The organism is Chloroflexus sp., from assembly GCF_034431535.1.
Classification (GTDB): domain Bacteria; phylum Chloroflexota; class Chloroflexia; order Chloroflexales; family Chloroflexaceae; genus Chloroflexus.
Window position 1 is genome coordinate 175,840 of the sequence record NZ_DAOUDC010000027.1, and the last position, 16,951, is coordinate 192,790.

Below are 16,951 nucleotides of genomic sequence, written 5' to 3' on the forward strand. Positions count from 1 at the left end.
TCCACCACCTTTTGCGTCATTCGCGTTCTCTGCGCCTTTGCGTTAATCCCCCTTTGCGTGCTTTGCGCTCTTTGCGCCTTTATGTTGAAACCCTCTGCGCTTTTGCTTGCTTTGCGTCTTATTTGCATCGCGAAATACAACAGTTCCCCTCCCCCGTCTTGCGGGAGAGGGGCTAGGGGTGAGAACCATCAGCCCGCGCAGCGGGCTTTGCAACTATAGCCCGGCCCTTTAGGGCCGGGTTCTGGATCAGATATTCTGTCCGCCCTTAAAAGCAGCGGTGCGGGCCTGCTAATGGAACTGCTCTTCCTCGGTGCTGCCGGTCAGTGCCGTGGTGCTGATCTCACCGCCGGCGATCACCTGTGCCACATCATCGAAGTAGCCAGTGCCCACCTCGCGCTGGTGGCGGGTCGCCGTATAGCCGTAGGCTTCGGCGGCGAACTCGGCCTGTTGCAGTTCGCTGTAGGCGGCCATCCCGCGATCGCGGTAGTTGCGCGCCAGATCGAACATGCTGTAGTTGAGCGCGTGGAAGCCGGCCAACGTCACAAACTGGAACTTGTAGCCCATCGCGCCCAATTCGCGCTGGAAGGCGGCGATCGTCGCGTCGTCGAGCTTCTTCTTCCAGTTGAACGAAGGTGAGCAGTTGTAGGCCAGCAGCTTACCGGGGAACTGAGCGTGGATCGCCTCGGCGAAGCGGCGCGCCTCTTCGAGGTTCGGCTCGCTCGTTTCGCACCAGATCAGGTCAGCGTAGGGCGCGTAGGCCAAGCCGCGCGCGATCGCCTGGTCGAGGCCGGCCCGCACCCGGTAGAAGCCCTCGCTGGTGCGCTCGCCGGTGCAGAAGGGCCGGTCGCGCTCATCGACATCGTTGGTCAGCAGGGTCGCCGCATTGGCGTCGGTGCGGGCGACGATGATCGTCGGCACCCCCATCACATCGGCGGCCAACCGGGCCGCCACCAAATTGCGGATCGCGGCCTGCGTCGGGATGAGCACCTTGCCACCCATGTGGCCGCACTTCTTCTCGGAAGCAAGCTGATCCTCAAAATGCACGCCCGCCGCCCCGGCCTCGATATAGGCCTTCATAATTTCAAACACATTGAGCGGGCCGCCAAAACCGGCTTCGGCGTCGGCCACAATCGGCGCAAACCAATAAATATCGTTGCGCCTTTCGCTGTGATAGATCTGGTCGGCGCGCCGCAGCGCATTGTTGATGTTGCGCACCAACTGCGGCCCCGAATTCGCCGGATAGAGGCTCTGATCGGGGTACATCTGCCCGGCAAGGTTGGCGTCAGCCGCCACTTGCCATCCACTCAGATAGATCGCTTTCAACCCGGCCTTCACCTGCTGCATCGCCTGATTGCCCGTCAACGCGCCCAGTGCGTTGATGTACGGCTCAGTATGCAACAAGTCCCACAAGCGTTCGGCCCCCATCCGCGCCAGCGTGTACTCGATCTGCACCGATCCGCGCAGCCGGTAGACATCTTCTGGCGTGTACGGACGCACAATGCCGGCAAAACGCGGCGAGTTCCAACTCTCGGCAATTTGCTTGATCTGTTCGGCACGATCCATGTGCGTGTCTCCGGTTTCCTCGTTGAACGTGACGAGCACGGTCTGAAAATTTGACAGGTAGAACACAGTATAACACCCGTCGTTACGTCACGGTTACACGATTGTGAAAGAGGGTGCGAACAACCGCTACCCCTCCCACGTGCGGCCATAGTTCTCGGCCAGCTTGGCGAGGATCGCCTGTTCGAGATCAATATCGAGCAGATAGGCTAGTTGGAACAGGTAATTGGCGACATCGGCCAGCTCGCCGGCCAGCGCCTCGCGGTTACGTGGCTCATCCTGAAACTGAAAATGTTCGAGGATCTCAGCCGCTTCTACCGCCACCGAAATCGCAATGTTGCGCGGAGTCTGCGGGAAGATGCTATCCGGCGCATACCAGCCTTTGTCGGTCACAAACCGGTTGATCGCATCGGTCAGTTCGGCAATGCTCATTGGCATCGAGGGCGCTCCTTTCTGTCTTGGGAGTAGTGAGCGGGGAGATGGGGAAATAGGGATGAGATGAGCGAGTATTGCTCCCTTCCCAGAATGTTCTATTCCCTACTCGCTATTCCCTGCTCCTGATTTCCTGCAAATGGTACAATGACAGCTAAGCAAGGCGCAAGGGTACGAGGAGGTTAGCGATGCTGACGATTGATCAAATTGCCCAGTATTGCGAGCAAGAGCTGGCTCGCTTACAATTGGTCGGCGACCGCGAAGAGTTGCGCCGGTTACAGTTGGCGCTTGGCGTGCTCATGCGCGCCGCCGAGCACGCTCGCGACCGCGAGACGGCAATGCGCTTCCGTGTGCTGGCGGCGCGGGCGGCTAATGCCCAAGAAATCATTACCGGCGAGGATTAGGAGATTTATTTGGATAGCCTTCTTGTCTCTGCGAGTATGCAGGGCAACGCTATGCAGTTGTCCCTGTATACTCGAAACCATGTTCGTTTCATTTTTACAGGCTGTCTCATGATGTTATAGCATTTGGCATCGGGTGGCAATGATGTCATAACGTTTCGTAGAGTGCTCGTTTTTGTTGTATCGGGGTTACTGATATGTCAGGGTTTACCTTTGTTGATCTCTTCTGCGGTGCTGGCGGTTTTTCACTTGGCTTCAGAGAAACTGGATTTACATGTGTGCTAGCTGCTGATCATGATCCGTATGCTGTCAGAACATATCAATTAAATTTAGGTGATCATATTCATTGCTTTACTATTACGAACCAAACAGATCTACCGTACGCAGATGTTGTTATTGGCGGGCCACCCTGTTAAGGCTTCTCTTCAGCCGGTTTACGTCGATTACATGATCAAAGAAATTCCCTGATAAGAGTATTTGCGAACTTGGTCGCTACAATAAAACCAAAAGCTTTTGTGTTTGAAAATGTTGAAGGATTTTTAACGATAGATAATGGCAGTTTGTTGCTTGATCTACTAGACCTACTCATTGAAGCCGGCTATCGTATTCACGTGCGTAAGGTGAATGCGGCTCATTATGGTGTTCCTCAGAATCGTAAGCGTATTATAGTGATCGGCGGATTTGGGTGGGATCCAACCTTCCCGTTGCCAACGCATCAAGCCTTTGATGCACCGGGGGTTGCCAATGCGTTTCGCCATTTACCGCTTTGTCCCACCCTAGCAGGTGCGCTCGCCGATTTGCCGCCGCCGGCATTGATGCCGCCGGGTGAGCCAAAGGGCCATGTGGCGCGTGAGTTGTCGCCATTGAATCAACAACGTATTACCCTTTTACAACCCGGACAATCAATGAAGGACTTGCCAATGTCGTTATGGCACGAAAGCTATCGCCGACGCGCCTTCTGGCGGGTTCGTGACGGGATGCCTTCCGAACGACGTGGCGGTGCGCCATTCGGTTTGCGCCGCTTACACCCTGATCAGCCGGCTAGTACCATCACTTCGGGGGCCTTGACGGAATTCGTTCATCCAGGAGAACATCGATTTCTGACCCTGCGTGAATGTGCGCGCATCCAGTCTTTTCCCGATCAGTTTGTCTTTGTTGGTTCACATTATTCTTGTATCCTCCAGATCGCCAATGCTGTGCCACCCTTACTTAGTAAGGTTATAGCTTCTACATTATGGCAAGACTTTCAAGCCGGACGCCATCTTCAAACCGTTCCTTCGGGCGCGTTGCTTTCCTTCATTCCAACCATCGCTTCGGGAATGAGCCCGGTATTACAACGAGTCGATATGCTAATCCAAAATCGTTATTTGCAATCCCATTGTGTACAGGAGCAGTTATCTCTATGGCCTTGACCAAAGCGCAACAAGCACTCATTGCCCGTGTTCGAGCGGCTGGTGGCAGCACTCTGGGAGTTGCGTTAAGTGATCCGGTCTGTAGTTTTCTTGCTGCTACCATTATTCGTGATTTAGGAATCCTTGATACATTTCCTGAATGAGATACGTTGTCATTGCCTGAATTTTTCTCTGAGCCTGATCTTGAACGTCTTTCCCTGCCTCAGATCGAATTCATACCCTTATTCGAGCGTCTTGTCGCGCTGATACCTGACGCCGATACGTACTTTGCATGCCTTGCGACCTTGCACAAGAGCCGACTCAAATATGCGCGTATTGTCTCGTATCAGCCACTTCCTACTCTTGATCAGATGGGGCCGCGTGCTAGGCTCCGCAAAGAGTCCGATTCGGCGCTATCGTGATCCTTCACGAGGACGTCAAGTCGATTGTATTCGTGATCAGTTTGCCTATGAGATCAAAATGCGGGTGACAATCGCAGCTTCCGGACAAGGAAGATGGCAAGAAGAGATCGATTTTTCGCTGGATTGCCGGATGAGCGGATACGTTCCGGTGCTCATCGTGTTCGATCCTACCCCTAATCTCCGGCTTGAAGAGTTAACCGAAGCCTTTCAGCGTGAACAAGGCATGGTGTATATTGGTGAAGCTGCTTGGCAGCATCTTGCGCAAGCCGCCGGTGATATCATGAACCGGTTTATTGAGAAGTATGTTACGATGCCAATACTTCATGTGTTAAATGATGTACCAATGTCGTTACCTCCCATCAAGTTGGCAATGACTGATGAACATTTCTGCATGACAATCGATTATATGCCAATATGCTTCAAGCGCGATCCCCACGAGAGTCTTGAGCTTGATATAGATGATGATGGCGCCAATGAGGACGCTTGAACTCAAAAGGAGCAACGACGTTCCATGAGCCGATTTGCAATTGAGTTGGCCGATATTCAGGCCGCGCGGCGCGCGCTGCGCAACATTATTTTGCCCACGCCGGTGTTGCCGGCTACCCGCCTGAGCGCCGAGTTGGGCGGGCCGATCTTTTACAAGGCCGAAAATACCCAACAGAGCGGTTCGTTTAAGATCCGCGGCGCCTATAACACCATTGTCCATCTCTCTCCCGAAGAACAGGCCCGTGGGGTGATCGCCCCTTCCGCCGGCAACCATGCCCAAGGCGTGGCGCAAGCGGCCCAGTTGCTGGGGGTGAAGGCCACGATTGTAATGCCCGAACGCGCCCCTCTCACCAAGGTGGTCGCCACTCGCCGTCTCGGTGCCGAGGTAATTCTGCACGGCGCTACCTTTGACGATGCGGTAGCTTATGCCCATGCCCTTAAGGAAGAGCGCGGCTTGACCTATGTGCATGCCTTCGATCATCCGCGCGTGATTGCTGGTCAAGGTACGATTGGCCTTGAATTGGTCGAAGCGTTGCCCGATTTGCACCAGTTGGTGGTGCCGATCGGCGGTGGCGGCCTGATTAGTGGTATTGCGCTCGCTGTCAAGACCTTGCTCCCCCACGTGCGGATTGTTGGCGTGCAGGCTGCCGGCTGCGCGCCGGTGCCCGCTTCCCTCGCCGCCGGCCATCCGGTTACTGCGCCGGCGGCCCATACCATCGCTGACGGTATTGCCGTCAAGCGGCCCGGTGAGTTGACCCTGCCCATGATTCAGGCGCTGGTTGATGAGGTGGTGACGGTTGACGATGAAGAGATTGTGATGGCGATTGCCCATGTGCTGCAACATAGCCGGTTGGTCGTCGAGGGAGCCGGCGCAGCCGGTGTGGCGGCCCTGCTGAGCGGCAAGGTGTCGGTGCAGCCGAATCACGTCACCGCCACCGTGCTCTGTGGCGGTAATATCGACGCTAACCTGCTCATGCGTGTGATCGAGTTTGCGTTGGTGCGGCAGGGCCGCTACCTCTTGCTGCGCACCAGCGTTGACGACCGTCCGGGTGGCTTGGCGGCGTTGGTCAACCATGTCGCTTCCACCGGCGCCAGTGTGATGGATCTCTTCCACCGCCGTGGGATGTGGCGGGTGCCGATCGATCGCGCTGGTGTCGAGCTGATCCTTGAGGTGCGCGATGAAGACCACGCCCAAGCGGTGATCGAGTCGCTCGAGCGGGCCGGTTTCCATTGCGAGCGCGAATCAAATTGGCCGATTTGACATAAAAACGGAAGCACTGCGCTGTTGTTTCAGGATCATCTATGGCAACCTTACGCGCTGCCTTTACCCAGCTCCGCCGTTTGCGCACCGTCGAATTGCAATTGCTGGTAACGGTGCTGCTCTTCTTTGCCGCCGGTTACCTGCTGGTCGTCGTTGCTACCGGCCAGAGCGAGTTGCAGACCACCCTCAGCGGGTTGGCGAGCATCCTCTGGCCCTCCAGCTTGCCGTTGCTGCTCTTTGTCGCGATTTCGCTCGGTCTGTCGTGGCGCAGTCCGACCGCTGACCAGTTGATTTTGCCGCTGGTTGCTTTGCTGGCCGGTCTGAGCCTCATGATGACCGCGCGGCTCGAGCCGGGGTTGAACCAAATCGCTTTTTGCAGCAATGCTGCCGGCGAGCGGTTTCCATGCTACGAAGGGATTGCCGCCAAGCAGACGTTGTGGGTGACGCTCGGAGCGGTGATTATGGCGGCGATTCTCTTCACGCCGCTCGATCGCATCTGCATCAGGCTGTTTCGTCTCTCGTTCATTGATGTGCTCGATCACTACCGCTATCTCTGGCTGTCGCTCGGCCTGCTGCTGATTTTAGCAACCTTCATCTTCGGAGTCGATCCCAACGCTAGCGGGGTGCGGGTCTGGTTCAATTTAGGTTTCTTCTACTTTCAGCCGTCGGAATTGCTCAAAATCATTCTGGTTATCTTCATGGCTTCCTACCTCAACGAATACCGCGAGGTGGTGCAGTCAAATTACCGGCTTGGCCCGCTGAAACTGCCGCCGTTGCCCTACCTAGCGCCGCTGGTCGGGATGTGGGGTATCGCGATGCTGACCATTGTCTTCCAGCGCGACTTGGGTGCTGCGTTGTTGCTCTTCGGCGTCTTTCTGGTCATGTTGTACGTGTCCACCGGCAGCGGCCTGTATGTGATGGTGGGGATGGCTGCCTTTGCCGGCGGCGCTTACTTGCTCTACCGGTTCTTGCCGATCGTTGGCTTGCGCGTATCGGTCTGGCTCGATCCATGGGCAACGGCCCAAGGGTCGGGCTACCAGATCGTGCAAGCTATCTACGCGCTGGCTTCAGGGGGCATCTTGGGCGCCGGCTTGGGGCGCGGCGTGCCCGAATACGTGCCTGCCGTGCATACCGACTTTATCTTTGTGGCGATTGGCGAGGAAATGGGCTTAGCCGGTACGCTGGCCGTCTTGATTGCCTATCTGCTGCTCATCTTCCGCGGCTACCATCTGGCGCTGGCCATTCCCGGTCGCTTCCGCGGTTTCGAGCAGTTGTTGGTAGTGGGGCTGACCTCGATTATTGCCGTGCAGTCGTTGATCATTTTAGGCGGCAATCTTCGCCTCATCCCGCTTACCGGCATTACGCTCCCGTTTATCTCGTATGGCGGCTCGTCGATTATCATCAACTTTTTGATCGTTGGCCTGCTCTTGCGCATTTCGGTCAGCGATCAACGCTATTAAACCGCATAGAGACGGCCTATAAGGCCGTCTCTATGTGGGGAGGGAGGAGACCGGGAAAATATTCTCTATCGCGGCGCGCGGTGCCCAAGCCTAGCGTGCTCTGCCCTCTTACATCCGTCCGCGCAACATGCCGTTCCAATACATCGCCGGCAAGCCATACGCCTTCAGCGCGTACATGCTGTAGCGCTCTTGCGACTGATCGAACGGGAAGCTCTCCTTGGGCTGGTTCGCATAGTCGAACTCGGCCAAGATCAAGCTGCCGTAACCGGTCACCAGCGGGCACGAGGTATAGCCGTCATAAGTGGCGGGCAGCGTCTCTTTTGCTATCGCCGCCGTCAGATTGGCTACCAGCACCGGAGCTTGCTTGCGGATCGCCGCACCGGTCTTCGAGGTCGGCAGGTTGGCGCAGTCGCCAAGGCTAAACACGTTCGGATAGCGCTTGTGCTGCAAGGTGTACTGATCGACGTCCACCCAGCCGCTCGAATGGGCCAGCGCACTGCTCTTAATCACATCCGGCGCGCTCTGCGGTGGCGAGACGTGCAGCATATCAAAGTTGACCGTCACCGTCTCGCGGGTGGCAAGGTTGAGGAAGACCGCCTCACGCGCTTCGCCGCGCACCTCGATCAGGTCATGCTGGAAGTGGACGTTGATCCCTTTGCGCGCCACCACCCGGTTGAGCGCGTCGGCATATTTCTTCACCGCGAAGATCGACGCGCCGGCGTGATAGAAGTTGAGCTGGGTCTGCTGGCGCACCCCCGACCGGCGGAAGTAGTCGTCGGCCAGATAGACGATCTTCTGCGGCGCGCCGCCGCACTTGATCGGCGTGCTGGGGTGGGTGAAGACTGCGTTGCCGCCGCGGAAGGTGCGGATGTTCTGCCACGTGTACTCGACCGTATCGTACGAATAGTTCGAGCAGACGCCGTTCTTGCCCAGCGTTTCGGGCAAGCCTTTGATTTTGCCCCAGTCGATCTGAATCCCCAGCGCCACGACGAGGAAGTCGTAGGTGATGGTTTCGCCATTGCCAAGGGTGAGGCTGTTGTTGTCAGGGTCGAATGCCTTGACCTTCTCTTTGATCCACGTCACTCCCGGTGGGATATAGTCGGCTTCGGGCCGGGCCGATTGCTCACGTGGGAAGACCCCGCCGCCAACCAGTGTCCACAGCGGCTGATAGTAGTGAACTTCTGCCGGCTCGATCAAGGCAATCTCCGGTGGATTGGGTTGATCCATCAGTTGGGCAGCGACCGTCAAACCACCGGTGCCGCCGCCAGCGATAATTACTTGATAGTGGCTCTTGGCCATAGCAGTTTCCTCTTTCTCTTATCTGCGCGGCGTACCTGCCGCAATGCTACTGAACGGTCGTCAATGCAATCGTACTTACCCCAGCTTCTGCCCAAACCGTTCGGCGAAGTTGAGAGCAAAGCCGAGCGAACGTTGCACGTCACGGTTAAAGAGCGCGCCAAACAGCGCCATCGGCCCGGCCCGGCGCGGCTCGCGTTGCGCACTCACCAGCGCGTGCGCTGCGGCTCCCATTACTTGCAAAGTCTTCGGATCGAGCACGCCTGAGCTCATCAGTGCCTTGACCTCTTCCGATTGCATCAAGGTCAGGAAGTTGCGTAGCGCAACCAAGCCTTGGCGGATCGTGCCTTCGATATCGATACCCTGCTTGCTTACCGCGGCGTACAGCTCGTCGATCATGTCAACCGTCATCGCGGCAAAGCCGGGGGCTTGGCTAGCCAGTTGTTCGAGGGTGACGAGTTGCGCGCTCAACCCGGCCAGCGCCCTCAGCGTCGCCGGTTCGGTCAACCGCTCCAGCGCGTGCAACCCCACCTTCAACCGCTCGTCAATATCGACGCCGGCGCTCGCTGCATCGCGATACAACCCGTCAACGGTATCGGTCGCCATGGCCAATAACGCCGGCGCCTCGTCGGCTAGCGTGTTCACCTTCGCCAGATGCTGCTCGAGCCGATCCATCCGCTCCATCATCTGAGTCAACAGCTCAGCAATGTGACCGTTGTCGAGCGCTTGCATCTCGGCGGTTGGCGTCCCATTCGTTTGTGTGTATGTCATAGCTTTTCCTGCGTGTTGCGCCCGCTCACCGGCGGGCAAAACCAATCACTCGCGATCTATGGCTTCACCCCCATGACAGGCAATACCTGCCCTGCCATGGGGGTAGTCGTGAAGGGTTAGACTGCTACCGATTCGACCAATTCGCGCCACGTGCCTTGCGGGTCAACCAGTGTGGCGACATTGGTGAAGCCCAAGCGGCGCAGCACACTTGTGCCGACTTGCGAGCGGTAGCCGGTGGCGCAGTGAGCGATGATCGGCTTGTCGCGGGGGATTTCATCCAGCCGCCGCGGCAGATACCCAACCGGAATGTGCAGCACGCCGGGCAGATGGCTCTCTTCGTACTCGGTCTGGTTGCGCATATCGAGGATGACAACCGACTGGTCGGCCAGCGCCGCACTCAGATCTTTCACCGTGGCGGTGGGCAGTTGGGCCAGATTGTCACCCAGCGCCGACGCCGGCACGTACCCCGGAATATCATCAACGCCAATTGCCCGCAAGTCCTTCAAAATCTCGGTCATATCGGCGTCATCCGGCACCACGAGGTACGTCGGCTTGGTGAAGTCGACAAACCAACCCACGTAGCTGCTGTACATCTTGCGGATCGGCACGCTGATGCTGCCCGGAACGTGACCGGCGACAAATTCAGCGGCGCTGCGCAGGTCAAAGACGATCGCACCTTCAGCGATGGCCTTGTCGAGCACCGGTCGCTCAATCTCGACCGGTACAGCTAGATCGTGCAACAGCGCCGGCCCGACCTTGTTCACGTACTTCATGCGGGCGAAGTAGCGTGGCGGCTCAGGCTGGCCGTGCAGCAACCACTTCACAAACGCATCTTCGTCGTCAAATTGGAATGCCGGATTGAACCGCTTCTCATAGCCAAGCGTGCTCGATGGGATGGCGCCCAACGCCTTGCCGCAGGCGCTGCCCGACCCGTGTGCCGGCCACACTTGCAAGTAATCAGGCAACGACTTGAAGCGCTGCACCGAATGGAATTGCCGGCGCGCTCCCGGCTCTTTGGTGCCGGCAATCCCCGCCGCCTCTTCCAGCAGGTCAGGCCGGCCTACGTCGCCAACAAAGAGGAAGTCGCCGGTGAAAATGCCCATCGGCTGGTCAGCGCCTGCCGTGTCGGTAATCATAAATGCGATGTGTTCGGGGGTATGGCCGGGGGTGGCGATCACCTGCACTTTAATGTTGCCCACCATCCACGTGTCGCCGTCTTTGACCAAAATCGCTTTGCTCGCTTCGGGGTAGGCATATTTCCAATTCTCATCGCCCATGTCGCTCAGATACATCTGCGCGCCGGTGCGAACCGCCAATTCGCGCACCCCGCTCACAAAGTCAGCATGAATGTGGGTCTCGGTCACGTGGGTAATGCGCAATCCTTCCTTCGCCGCTACCCGCAAATACGGCTCAACATCGCGCATGGGGTCGATCACCATCGCCTCGCCGGTCTTGGCGCACCCGATGAGGTAAGAAGCCTGCGCTAGCATCTCATCGTAGAAGTACTTCAGCAACATCGCTCTCGTTCCCTTCTTTAATTCCTGTCCGTTCGTCACCAAAGCGAGGGACACACTCCTTTGTTACAGCATTGGCGCCAACTGCTTGTCTAGAGTGTTGGGATTATTTGCACGCAGGATAACAAAAATCGCTACTTGGCAGAAGCCCGATCTTGCTTATACTATCTCTTAGCAAAAACTTATAGCTGTGGCCATGCATGGATGATCATTGCTCAAAAGAATGAGCGTGGCTTGTCCAGCAGTGACGGCGCGCGGGTTAACCACGGCGGAATGATGATGGCGAACGATGACGACGGCTTTCGGGGCGTATCGTAAGGCGGCTTCAAACTAGGAGAGCAACGATGCTCGATCTGTACAAACTCGATATCTTTACGCGCGTAGTAGCTGCCGGCAGCCTCAGCAAAGCGGCTGAGCAGTTGCACATGACCCAATCAGGAGTAAGCCAACATATTCGCGCACTCGAAGATGCGCTGGGCACCGAGTTGTTCGCCCGAGGCCGGCGCGGGGTGGAGTTGACGCCGGCTGGGCAGCGGTTGCTGTCGTATTGCGAGAGTATCTTTCGGCTTGTGGCCGAGGCCGAGCTGGCCGTCACTGATGTCGCCGGGTTGCGGGCCGGCCAGTTGACGATCGGCGTTACCCCCGGTGTCAGCGCCTATTTGCTGCCCGAATGGGTGCAGATGTTTGGCCAGCGCTACCCCAACCTCGCCGTGAGCTCCCAAACCGGCACCTCGCCGGCGATTGTGGCTGAATTACGCAGTGGTATGCTCGATTTGGGCGCGATTGAGGGGGAACTCGATGGTGCTGATACCGACATTCAGCAGCAGCCGTTACGCGAGTTTGATCAATACGTGATTGTGGGCCGGCGCCATCTGTGGTGGGGGCGCGCAGAGGTGTATCTGAGCGAGTTAGCCGGCCAGCCGATGGTGATGCGCCAGTCGAACAGCCAAACCCGCGCATGGCTCGATCAGGCGTTGCGCGAACAATCGCTCACGCCGCGTGTCATTGCTGAACTCGACAACCTTGAGTCGATCAAGCGGATGGTGATGATCGGCACGGGGCTGACGATTTTGCCCCTCTACACCATCACCGCCGAGCAAGAGGTGGGGGCATTGCATCCCATCCCGATCAGCGGACGGCCCCTGCGCCGTACGCTACGCTTGCTGTGGCGTGCGGCGCGCCCGCTCTCGCCGGTGGCCTATGCGTTTCGCCAATTGCTGATTACCCACTATGGCCGCTAATGCTGTCTGAACTGCATCTGTTGCTGCATCTGGTGAATGAGCCGATCTTCGAGTGCAGGCGGCAATGGCGGCGGCAGATCGTCAAGATGGTGCAGCAAGTCGACCGTTTGTTGCAACGACGCCAGTAACGCTTGGCATTCGGGGCACTGGCGCAGATGCTCTTCCAACTCGGCGCACGAAGCGGCGTTGAGTTCGCCATCAAGGTAGTCGTTCAAGCGATCAATCAGGTCGAGGCAATGATGGTGAACGTTGCCTTCCATTGGCATCCTCGCGGTTGGGGCAACCTCTGCGTTGCTGAGCTGATTCCAGCGCAAGCGGGCGACGCATCCGTCACCCTTACTTGTCATTACTCGACGCTTCGACATAGCGCGCCAGCGCTTCGCGCAACCGCAGACGGGCCCGGTGCAGCCGCACCTTTACCGCGCCGGGGCTAATGCCGAGCCGCTCGGCGGTCTCTTCCGTGCTGAGTTGCTCGATATCGCGCAGCACAATCACGGCTCGTAACGCATCAGGCAATTCGGCAATCGCCTGCGCAATCTCGTGCCGTAATTCGCCATCGAGCACGTTCCGCGCCGGATCGATCGCCCACGTCGTTTTATGCGGCAACGTTGTCTCATCCGGCGCGAGTTTGTCAACCGCATCGAGCGCGACTTGCGGTCGCTTTTGGCGCAGCAGCATCAACCCTTCGTTTGAGGCGATCCGGTAGAGCCAACTGCTTAAGCTGCCGGCGCCGGTATATTCCGGCAGCGCCGCGCATGCTTTGATAAACGTCGTCTGCAAGACGTTCTCGGCATCGTCGGCGTCGCCGAGCAGGTGCAGTGCGCGCGCGTAGACCAGCGGCGCAAAGCGTTTAACAAAACAGGTGCAGGCATCAGGGTCGCCGCGGCGCAAACCGGCCAGCAATGCCTGTTCATCGTCATAGAGTGAGAGCTCAATAATTGGTACTGGCACAACAGTTCCTCCATCGTAGACGTGATGGCATAGATTCAGTATATCACGTCTACGATGGCAGCTCTGTAGTACCGCACCGCCATGCAGCGCCCTAGCCTGGCAACTAACGACGCATTACGCCGCAGCGGCGACAATCGCCTCGCGCAGTTTGTTGGCCATCATCCCTTCGGGCACGGCACCTTCGATATGCACCAGATCGTCGATCACCGTCTTCGGCACTCCCATCACCGCATAGCGATCGCCGAGTTCAGGGAATTCGGTCACTTCAATGCCCTCAGCGGTAATGTACGGGTTGGCTAACGCTAGCCGGTAGGCCATCACCACTGCCCGCGGGCAGTAGGGGCAGGTCGGCGTCACAAACACCTGCAAGTGCATCGGAGCCTTGATTGTGTCCAGCAGCTCCATCGTTGCCGGCTGGAGATCAGGCTGGGCGACGCCGCCGGCCAACCGGATCGCCTCGATCAGCGAGGCAAACTCGTAGCCGCTGGGCAAGCCGGCGAAGCGCAGGCCATGATTTTTCCGCTCTGCCCCAACTAAGAAGACGATTCCCGGCGCTTTGTCAACCCCCACCTCAGCAGCGTATGCACCGTCTTTGACCAAATCATATACGCTCAAGCGCAGCAGCGGGTTGAGTGCTACCACCTCTTGCAGCAGCTCGTGAGTGACATCGCTGTATTCGCCGCTCTCTTCCGACGTAAACAGCACGAGCTCAACTGGACGGTTCAGACCAGCGAACGCCTCTCGTACTGCCTTGCGATCTTTTTCTTGCATCAGAGCCATCGGTTCGTTTCCTTTCACGCCGTAATCATTGCCATTGCTACCTATCAGATGCGCTCACAGTGGTGTTGGTTACACGGCGGTTTTTCAGGCATCACCCTCCTTCATGAACAGAAATCCGATCCCAACCCCGATCAACGCCAATATGCCGGCAATCGTGCTGTTAAGGGGATAGCCGGCGGTGGCGCTGATCCAAGGGCCGGCCAGTGAACCGATAATCCGCCCGCCGCCGATGCAAGCGGTCATCATGGCAAGCAGTGCGCCGCGCCGCTGTGCGCTGAGTCCGCTAATCAGCGGAAAGGCTGAGACAATCGCAAACTCGAAGCACAGGTCAAATGCTAACAGCAAGACCAAAAAGACCGGCCACGATCCGCTTTGCAGCAAGAGCAGCAACCAGACGCCGACCAGCAAAAATCCGCCTAACACCGCTCGGAGCTTGCCGATCCGGTCGGTGAAGAGCGTGGCGCCAAGCGAACCAATCAACTCAACCACTCCCAGCAATCCGAAGACGAACCCAAGCTCGGCGGTTGTGGCGTTAAAGGCGCTGCTTAGCCAACCGGCGTAACTGATAAAGATCAGTTCAACCGCAGCTAATTGGATGAAGATGACCCCCAATGCAGCCAGAATGCTCGGTTGCCGTAAGAGATGCCAGAGATGATTCGCAGATGCTGGCCGGTGCGATTGGCGGGATGACGGTTGGGCATCGTTCGGTAACATGATATACGATATGACCATCACGCCGCCAGCGATCGTCAAGCCGGTAAAGATCGGCGCGATCCCCCATCGTTCCGCGCCCCACGTGATCAGCGGTACGCCGAGCAGCGCCGACAGCGCCCAACTCAATTCGAGCACGCCGAGCATCCGTGCGCGCCGTTCGTAGCGGCTGCGCGCGCTAACGTAGCTTTGCAGCGCCGGCATGCCCACCGCGATGGCTAGGCCAATCACCGCGTACCCGAACAGAAACAGGGTAAATGTGGCGCTTATCGCACAAAGAGCCGCGCCGATCGTAAAGATGAACCCGCCCCAAATCATCGTGGCCCGATCGCCGATGCTGTCACTCAGTATCCCTCCCAGCGGGCTCAGCAGCGAAGCCGCTACTTGGACTGTGATCAACAGGCTGGCGGTGGTCAGATCAATGGCAAAGCTGGCGGCCAAAAACCCCAACAGAGGATAGACCATGCGGAAGGCGAGACTGACGAGCCAGCGTCCCCAGACCAGTGTCAACAGTTGGGGCCATGTCAGCTCACGCGCGTAATGAGCGGTTAGGGTTGTCATGCTGCTAAACCTTGTCAAAAGCAATGCGGTAACAGGGGGGCGTATACCATGGTTAGGGCAGGCCGGGGCATGCAGCGCGTTGCCCAATCCTGCCCGCAGCAATCTCTGCTGAGCGCAAATGGCATTTCCTTTCTGCACTCCTCACTATATCATTGACAGACCATTGCGCGCAGGCTATCATTCCACCTATTGTCATCGCCGCTTTGTAATGCACACGTTTGGATATGCAACGACAATACCATGCATGGCACAGTCCTGCCCTCAATCGAACGATGGAATTGCTCATATTTGGCCATGCCGGCGCGCCGGTGTTGGTCTTCCCTACCTCGCACGGGCGCTTCTACGAATACGAAGATCGCGGGATGGTGGCGGTGCTTGGCCATCATCTCGAACAAGGATGGATTCAACTGGTTTGCGTCGATAGTGTCTACAGTGAAAGTTGGTATAACTATGGCGCTGATGCCGATGCGCGCATGTGGCGAGAAGAGCAATATGAGCACTATCTTATTACCGAGGTCTTGCCGCTGGTGCGCCACCTCAATCCCAATCCGTTCTTGATGACCACCGGTTGTTCGTTTGGGGCTAGCGAGGCGGTGATCTTTACCCTCCGCCATCCCGGTTTGGTGCGGCGCGTCATCGGTCTCTCAGGGTTGTACGATCTCAAACGGTTTTTTACCAACTACACGCAGGGCGTCTACTTCCACAATCCGGTTGATTTCGTGCCCAATCTCAACGATCCATGGACGATCGATCGGTTGCGCGAAACCGACATCATTCTCGTTACGGGGCGCGACGACCCGTCGGCGTGGTCGAATGAATTGCTGTCGAGCCAATTATGGGCCAAAGGGATTGGCAATGCGCTACGAGTGTGGGATGGCTGGTATCACGACTGGCCGTATTGGCAACGGATGATCGTGCAATACATCGGCGGGCACTAAAGGCACCCTCGCAAGGGGGTGCTCACGCAGCGACCCGTGAGGCCAAACCAGCGGTTTGATCAAGCCTTTACATCGTTGCAACACCAGAAGACGCTCGTTGAAAAACCCGGTACCTTCGGCCTATTCCGCGCCATCAGCGCCAGTCATATACTAACAGCTAGAGCAAACGTGTTCATGGGAGTGCATGCCATGAAACCTAAATCCGGCCAATCAATCGTGGAAATGGCACTCTTGCTGCCCGTCATGCTGATCGTGATATTCGGCATCATCGAGTTTGGCTATTTGATCTTTGCCTATTCGATGGTGTCGCAGGCGGCACGCAATGGCGCCGAAGCTGCGGCGCAGTTGCCACCCCATCAAACATGGTTGGATCTGCGCAACAACCCGCCGCCCAACTACCCCGGCTTTACCGCCGACGCCTGTGTGCGTGGGATTATAGAAGCGATTCGGTCGGACGTGGTGTTGTTTGATGGCCAAGCCAACGAAGGCCGCAGTATCGAGGATTACGTGATCATTCGGTATCCCAATGGCGGTCAAACGCGCAATCTCACCGATCGCGGTCCAATCGAGATTGAGATCAATTATCCGGTGCGTGGCATTACTCCGTTGTTCGATATGATTGGGCGCAACGGCACGTTGAACCTGCGGGTGGTGCAGCGCCGATCGCTTGAAAATCTGGGTATTGATCCAACCAACCCGCGAGGGGTGGCCTGCGCTCGTGATGTGGCAGATTGGAGCGATTTGCAGCAAGGTAGATAGCCGTTGTGAGAGAACT

The 16,951-nt window shown here is 57.5% G+C and carries 17 protein-coding genes and 1 pseudogene; 9 read left to right on the forward strand and 9 right to left on the reverse strand.

Going from position 1 to position 16,951, the window contains the following annotated elements; genetic code table 11:
• Positions 1-288: 288 nt before the first annotated feature.
• Both aceA and U9R61_RS07470 read right to left on the reverse strand, forming a co-directional pair.
• A complete protein-coding gene (aceA, locus tag U9R61_RS07465; RefSeq protein WP_322488188.1) occupies positions 289-1,563 on the reverse strand; it encodes an isocitrate lyase in 1,275 nt (424 codons plus the stop codon).
• A 126-nt stretch (positions 1,564-1,689) separates the two neighbouring features.
• Positions 1,690-1,998: a nucleotide pyrophosphohydrolase gene (locus U9R61_RS07470; protein WP_066786139.1), complete on the reverse strand. Its 309-nt coding sequence runs from the start codon at positions 1,996-1,998 to the stop codon at positions 1,690-1,692.
• 182 nt (positions 1,999-2,180) lie between these two features.
• Between U9R61_RS07470 and U9R61_RS07475 the strand changes: the two genes are divergently transcribed.
• The 6 genes and pseudogenes from U9R61_RS07475 to U9R61_RS07500 all read left to right on the forward strand — a co-directional run bounded on the left by U9R61_RS07475 (position 2,181) and on the right by U9R61_RS07500 (position 7,413).
• Entirely contained in the window at positions 2,181-2,396 is a 216-nt protein-coding gene (locus U9R61_RS07475) for a hypothetical protein (protein ID WP_322488189.1), read from the forward strand.
• A gap of 194 nt (positions 2,397-2,590) precedes the next feature.
• Positions 2,591-3,805 (forward strand): annotated as a pseudogene (locus U9R61_RS07480) (DNA cytosine methyltransferase).
• The gene (locus U9R61_RS07485) at positions 3,796-3,948 is read left to right on the forward strand and encodes a hypothetical protein (protein ID WP_322488190.1); all 153 of its coding nucleotides are present in this window, start codon (positions 3,796-3,798) and stop codon (positions 3,946-3,948) included. The pseudogene U9R61_RS07480 and the gene U9R61_RS07485 overlap by 10 nt, the downstream one beginning before the upstream one ends.
• Positions 3,949-4,264: 316 nt before the next feature.
• Entirely contained in the window at positions 4,265-4,693 is a 429-nt protein-coding gene (locus U9R61_RS07490; RefSeq protein WP_322488191.1) for a hypothetical protein, read from the forward strand.
• A gap of 24 nt (positions 4,694-4,717) precedes the next feature.
• Positions 4,718-5,953, forward strand: coding sequence for a threonine ammonia-lyase (ilvA, locus tag U9R61_RS07495; protein ID WP_322488192.1), 1,236 nt, complete (start codon positions 4,718-4,720; stop codon positions 5,951-5,953).
• 41 nt (positions 5,954-5,994) lie between these two features.
• On the forward strand, positions 5,995-7,413 hold the full coding sequence (locus tag U9R61_RS07500; RefSeq protein ID WP_322488193.1) for an FtsW/RodA/SpoVE family cell cycle protein: 1,419 nt from the start codon (positions 5,995-5,997) through the stop codon (positions 7,411-7,413).
• Positions 7,414-7,521: 108 nt separating this feature from the next.
• On the opposite strand, the gene U9R61_RS07505 is transcribed toward U9R61_RS07500, so the two are convergent.
• The 3 genes from U9R61_RS07505 to U9R61_RS07515 all read right to left on the reverse strand — a co-directional run bounded on the left by U9R61_RS07505 (position 7,522) and on the right by U9R61_RS07515 (position 10,997).
• On the reverse strand, positions 7,522-8,712 hold the full coding sequence (locus tag U9R61_RS07505) for an FAD/NAD(P)-binding oxidoreductase (protein WP_322488194.1): 1,191 nt from the start codon (positions 8,710-8,712) through the stop codon (positions 7,522-7,524).
• A gap of 75 nt (positions 8,713-8,787) precedes the next feature.
• Positions 8,788-9,480, reverse strand: coding sequence for a DUF1641 domain-containing protein (locus tag U9R61_RS07510; protein ID WP_322488195.1), 693 nt, complete (start codon positions 9,478-9,480; stop codon positions 8,788-8,790).
• 116 nt (positions 9,481-9,596) lie between these two features.
• The gene (locus tag U9R61_RS07515) at positions 9,597-10,997 is read right to left on the reverse strand and encodes an MBL fold metallo-hydrolase (RefSeq protein ID WP_322488196.1); all 1,401 of its coding nucleotides are present in this window, start codon (positions 10,995-10,997) and stop codon (positions 9,597-9,599) included.
• Positions 10,998-11,338: 341 nt separating this feature from the next.
• On the opposite strand from U9R61_RS07515, the gene U9R61_RS07520 reads away from it, so the two are divergent.
• A complete protein-coding gene (locus tag U9R61_RS07520; protein WP_322488197.1) occupies positions 11,339-12,235 on the forward strand; it encodes a LysR family transcriptional regulator in 897 nt (298 codons plus the stop codon).
• Here U9R61_RS07520 and U9R61_RS07525 read toward each other — a convergent pair.
• The 4 genes from U9R61_RS07525 to U9R61_RS07540 form a co-directional block, all read right to left on the reverse strand.
• Positions 12,232-12,495 carry an anti-sigma factor family protein gene (locus U9R61_RS07525; protein WP_322488198.1) on the reverse strand — a complete coding sequence of 88 codons (264 nt, stop codon included), beginning with the start codon at positions 12,493-12,495 and terminating at the stop codon, positions 12,232-12,234. The two genes, U9R61_RS07520 and U9R61_RS07525, sit on opposite strands and share 4 nt — an antisense overlap.
• Positions 12,496-12,571: 76 nt before the next feature.
• Positions 12,572-13,186 (reverse strand): RNA polymerase sigma factor, encoded by a 615-nt coding sequence (locus U9R61_RS07530; protein WP_322488199.1) that lies wholly within the window; start codon positions 13,184-13,186, stop codon positions 12,572-12,574.
• A gap of 114 nt (positions 13,187-13,300) precedes the next feature.
• Positions 13,301-13,966 (reverse strand): protein disulfide oxidoreductase, encoded by a 666-nt coding sequence (gene pdo, locus U9R61_RS07535; RefSeq protein WP_322488200.1) that lies wholly within the window; start codon positions 13,964-13,966, stop codon positions 13,301-13,303.
• Between the two features lie 84 nt (positions 13,967-14,050).
• Complete coding sequence (locus tag U9R61_RS07540; protein WP_322488201.1) at positions 14,051-15,238, reverse strand: MFS transporter; 1,188 nt, start codon at positions 15,236-15,238, stop codon at positions 14,051-14,053.
• A 224-nt stretch (positions 15,239-15,462) separates the two neighbouring features.
• Between U9R61_RS07540 and U9R61_RS07545 the strand changes: the two genes are divergently transcribed.
• Positions 15,463-16,176, forward strand: coding sequence for an esterase family protein (locus U9R61_RS07545; RefSeq protein ID WP_416208827.1), 714 nt, complete (start codon positions 15,463-15,465; stop codon positions 16,174-16,176).
• A 189-nt stretch (positions 16,177-16,365) separates the two neighbouring features.
• Positions 16,366-16,935 (forward strand): TadE family protein, encoded by a 570-nt coding sequence (locus U9R61_RS07550; protein WP_322488203.1) that lies wholly within the window; start codon positions 16,366-16,368, stop codon positions 16,933-16,935.
• Positions 16,936-16,951 lie beyond the last annotated feature (16 nt).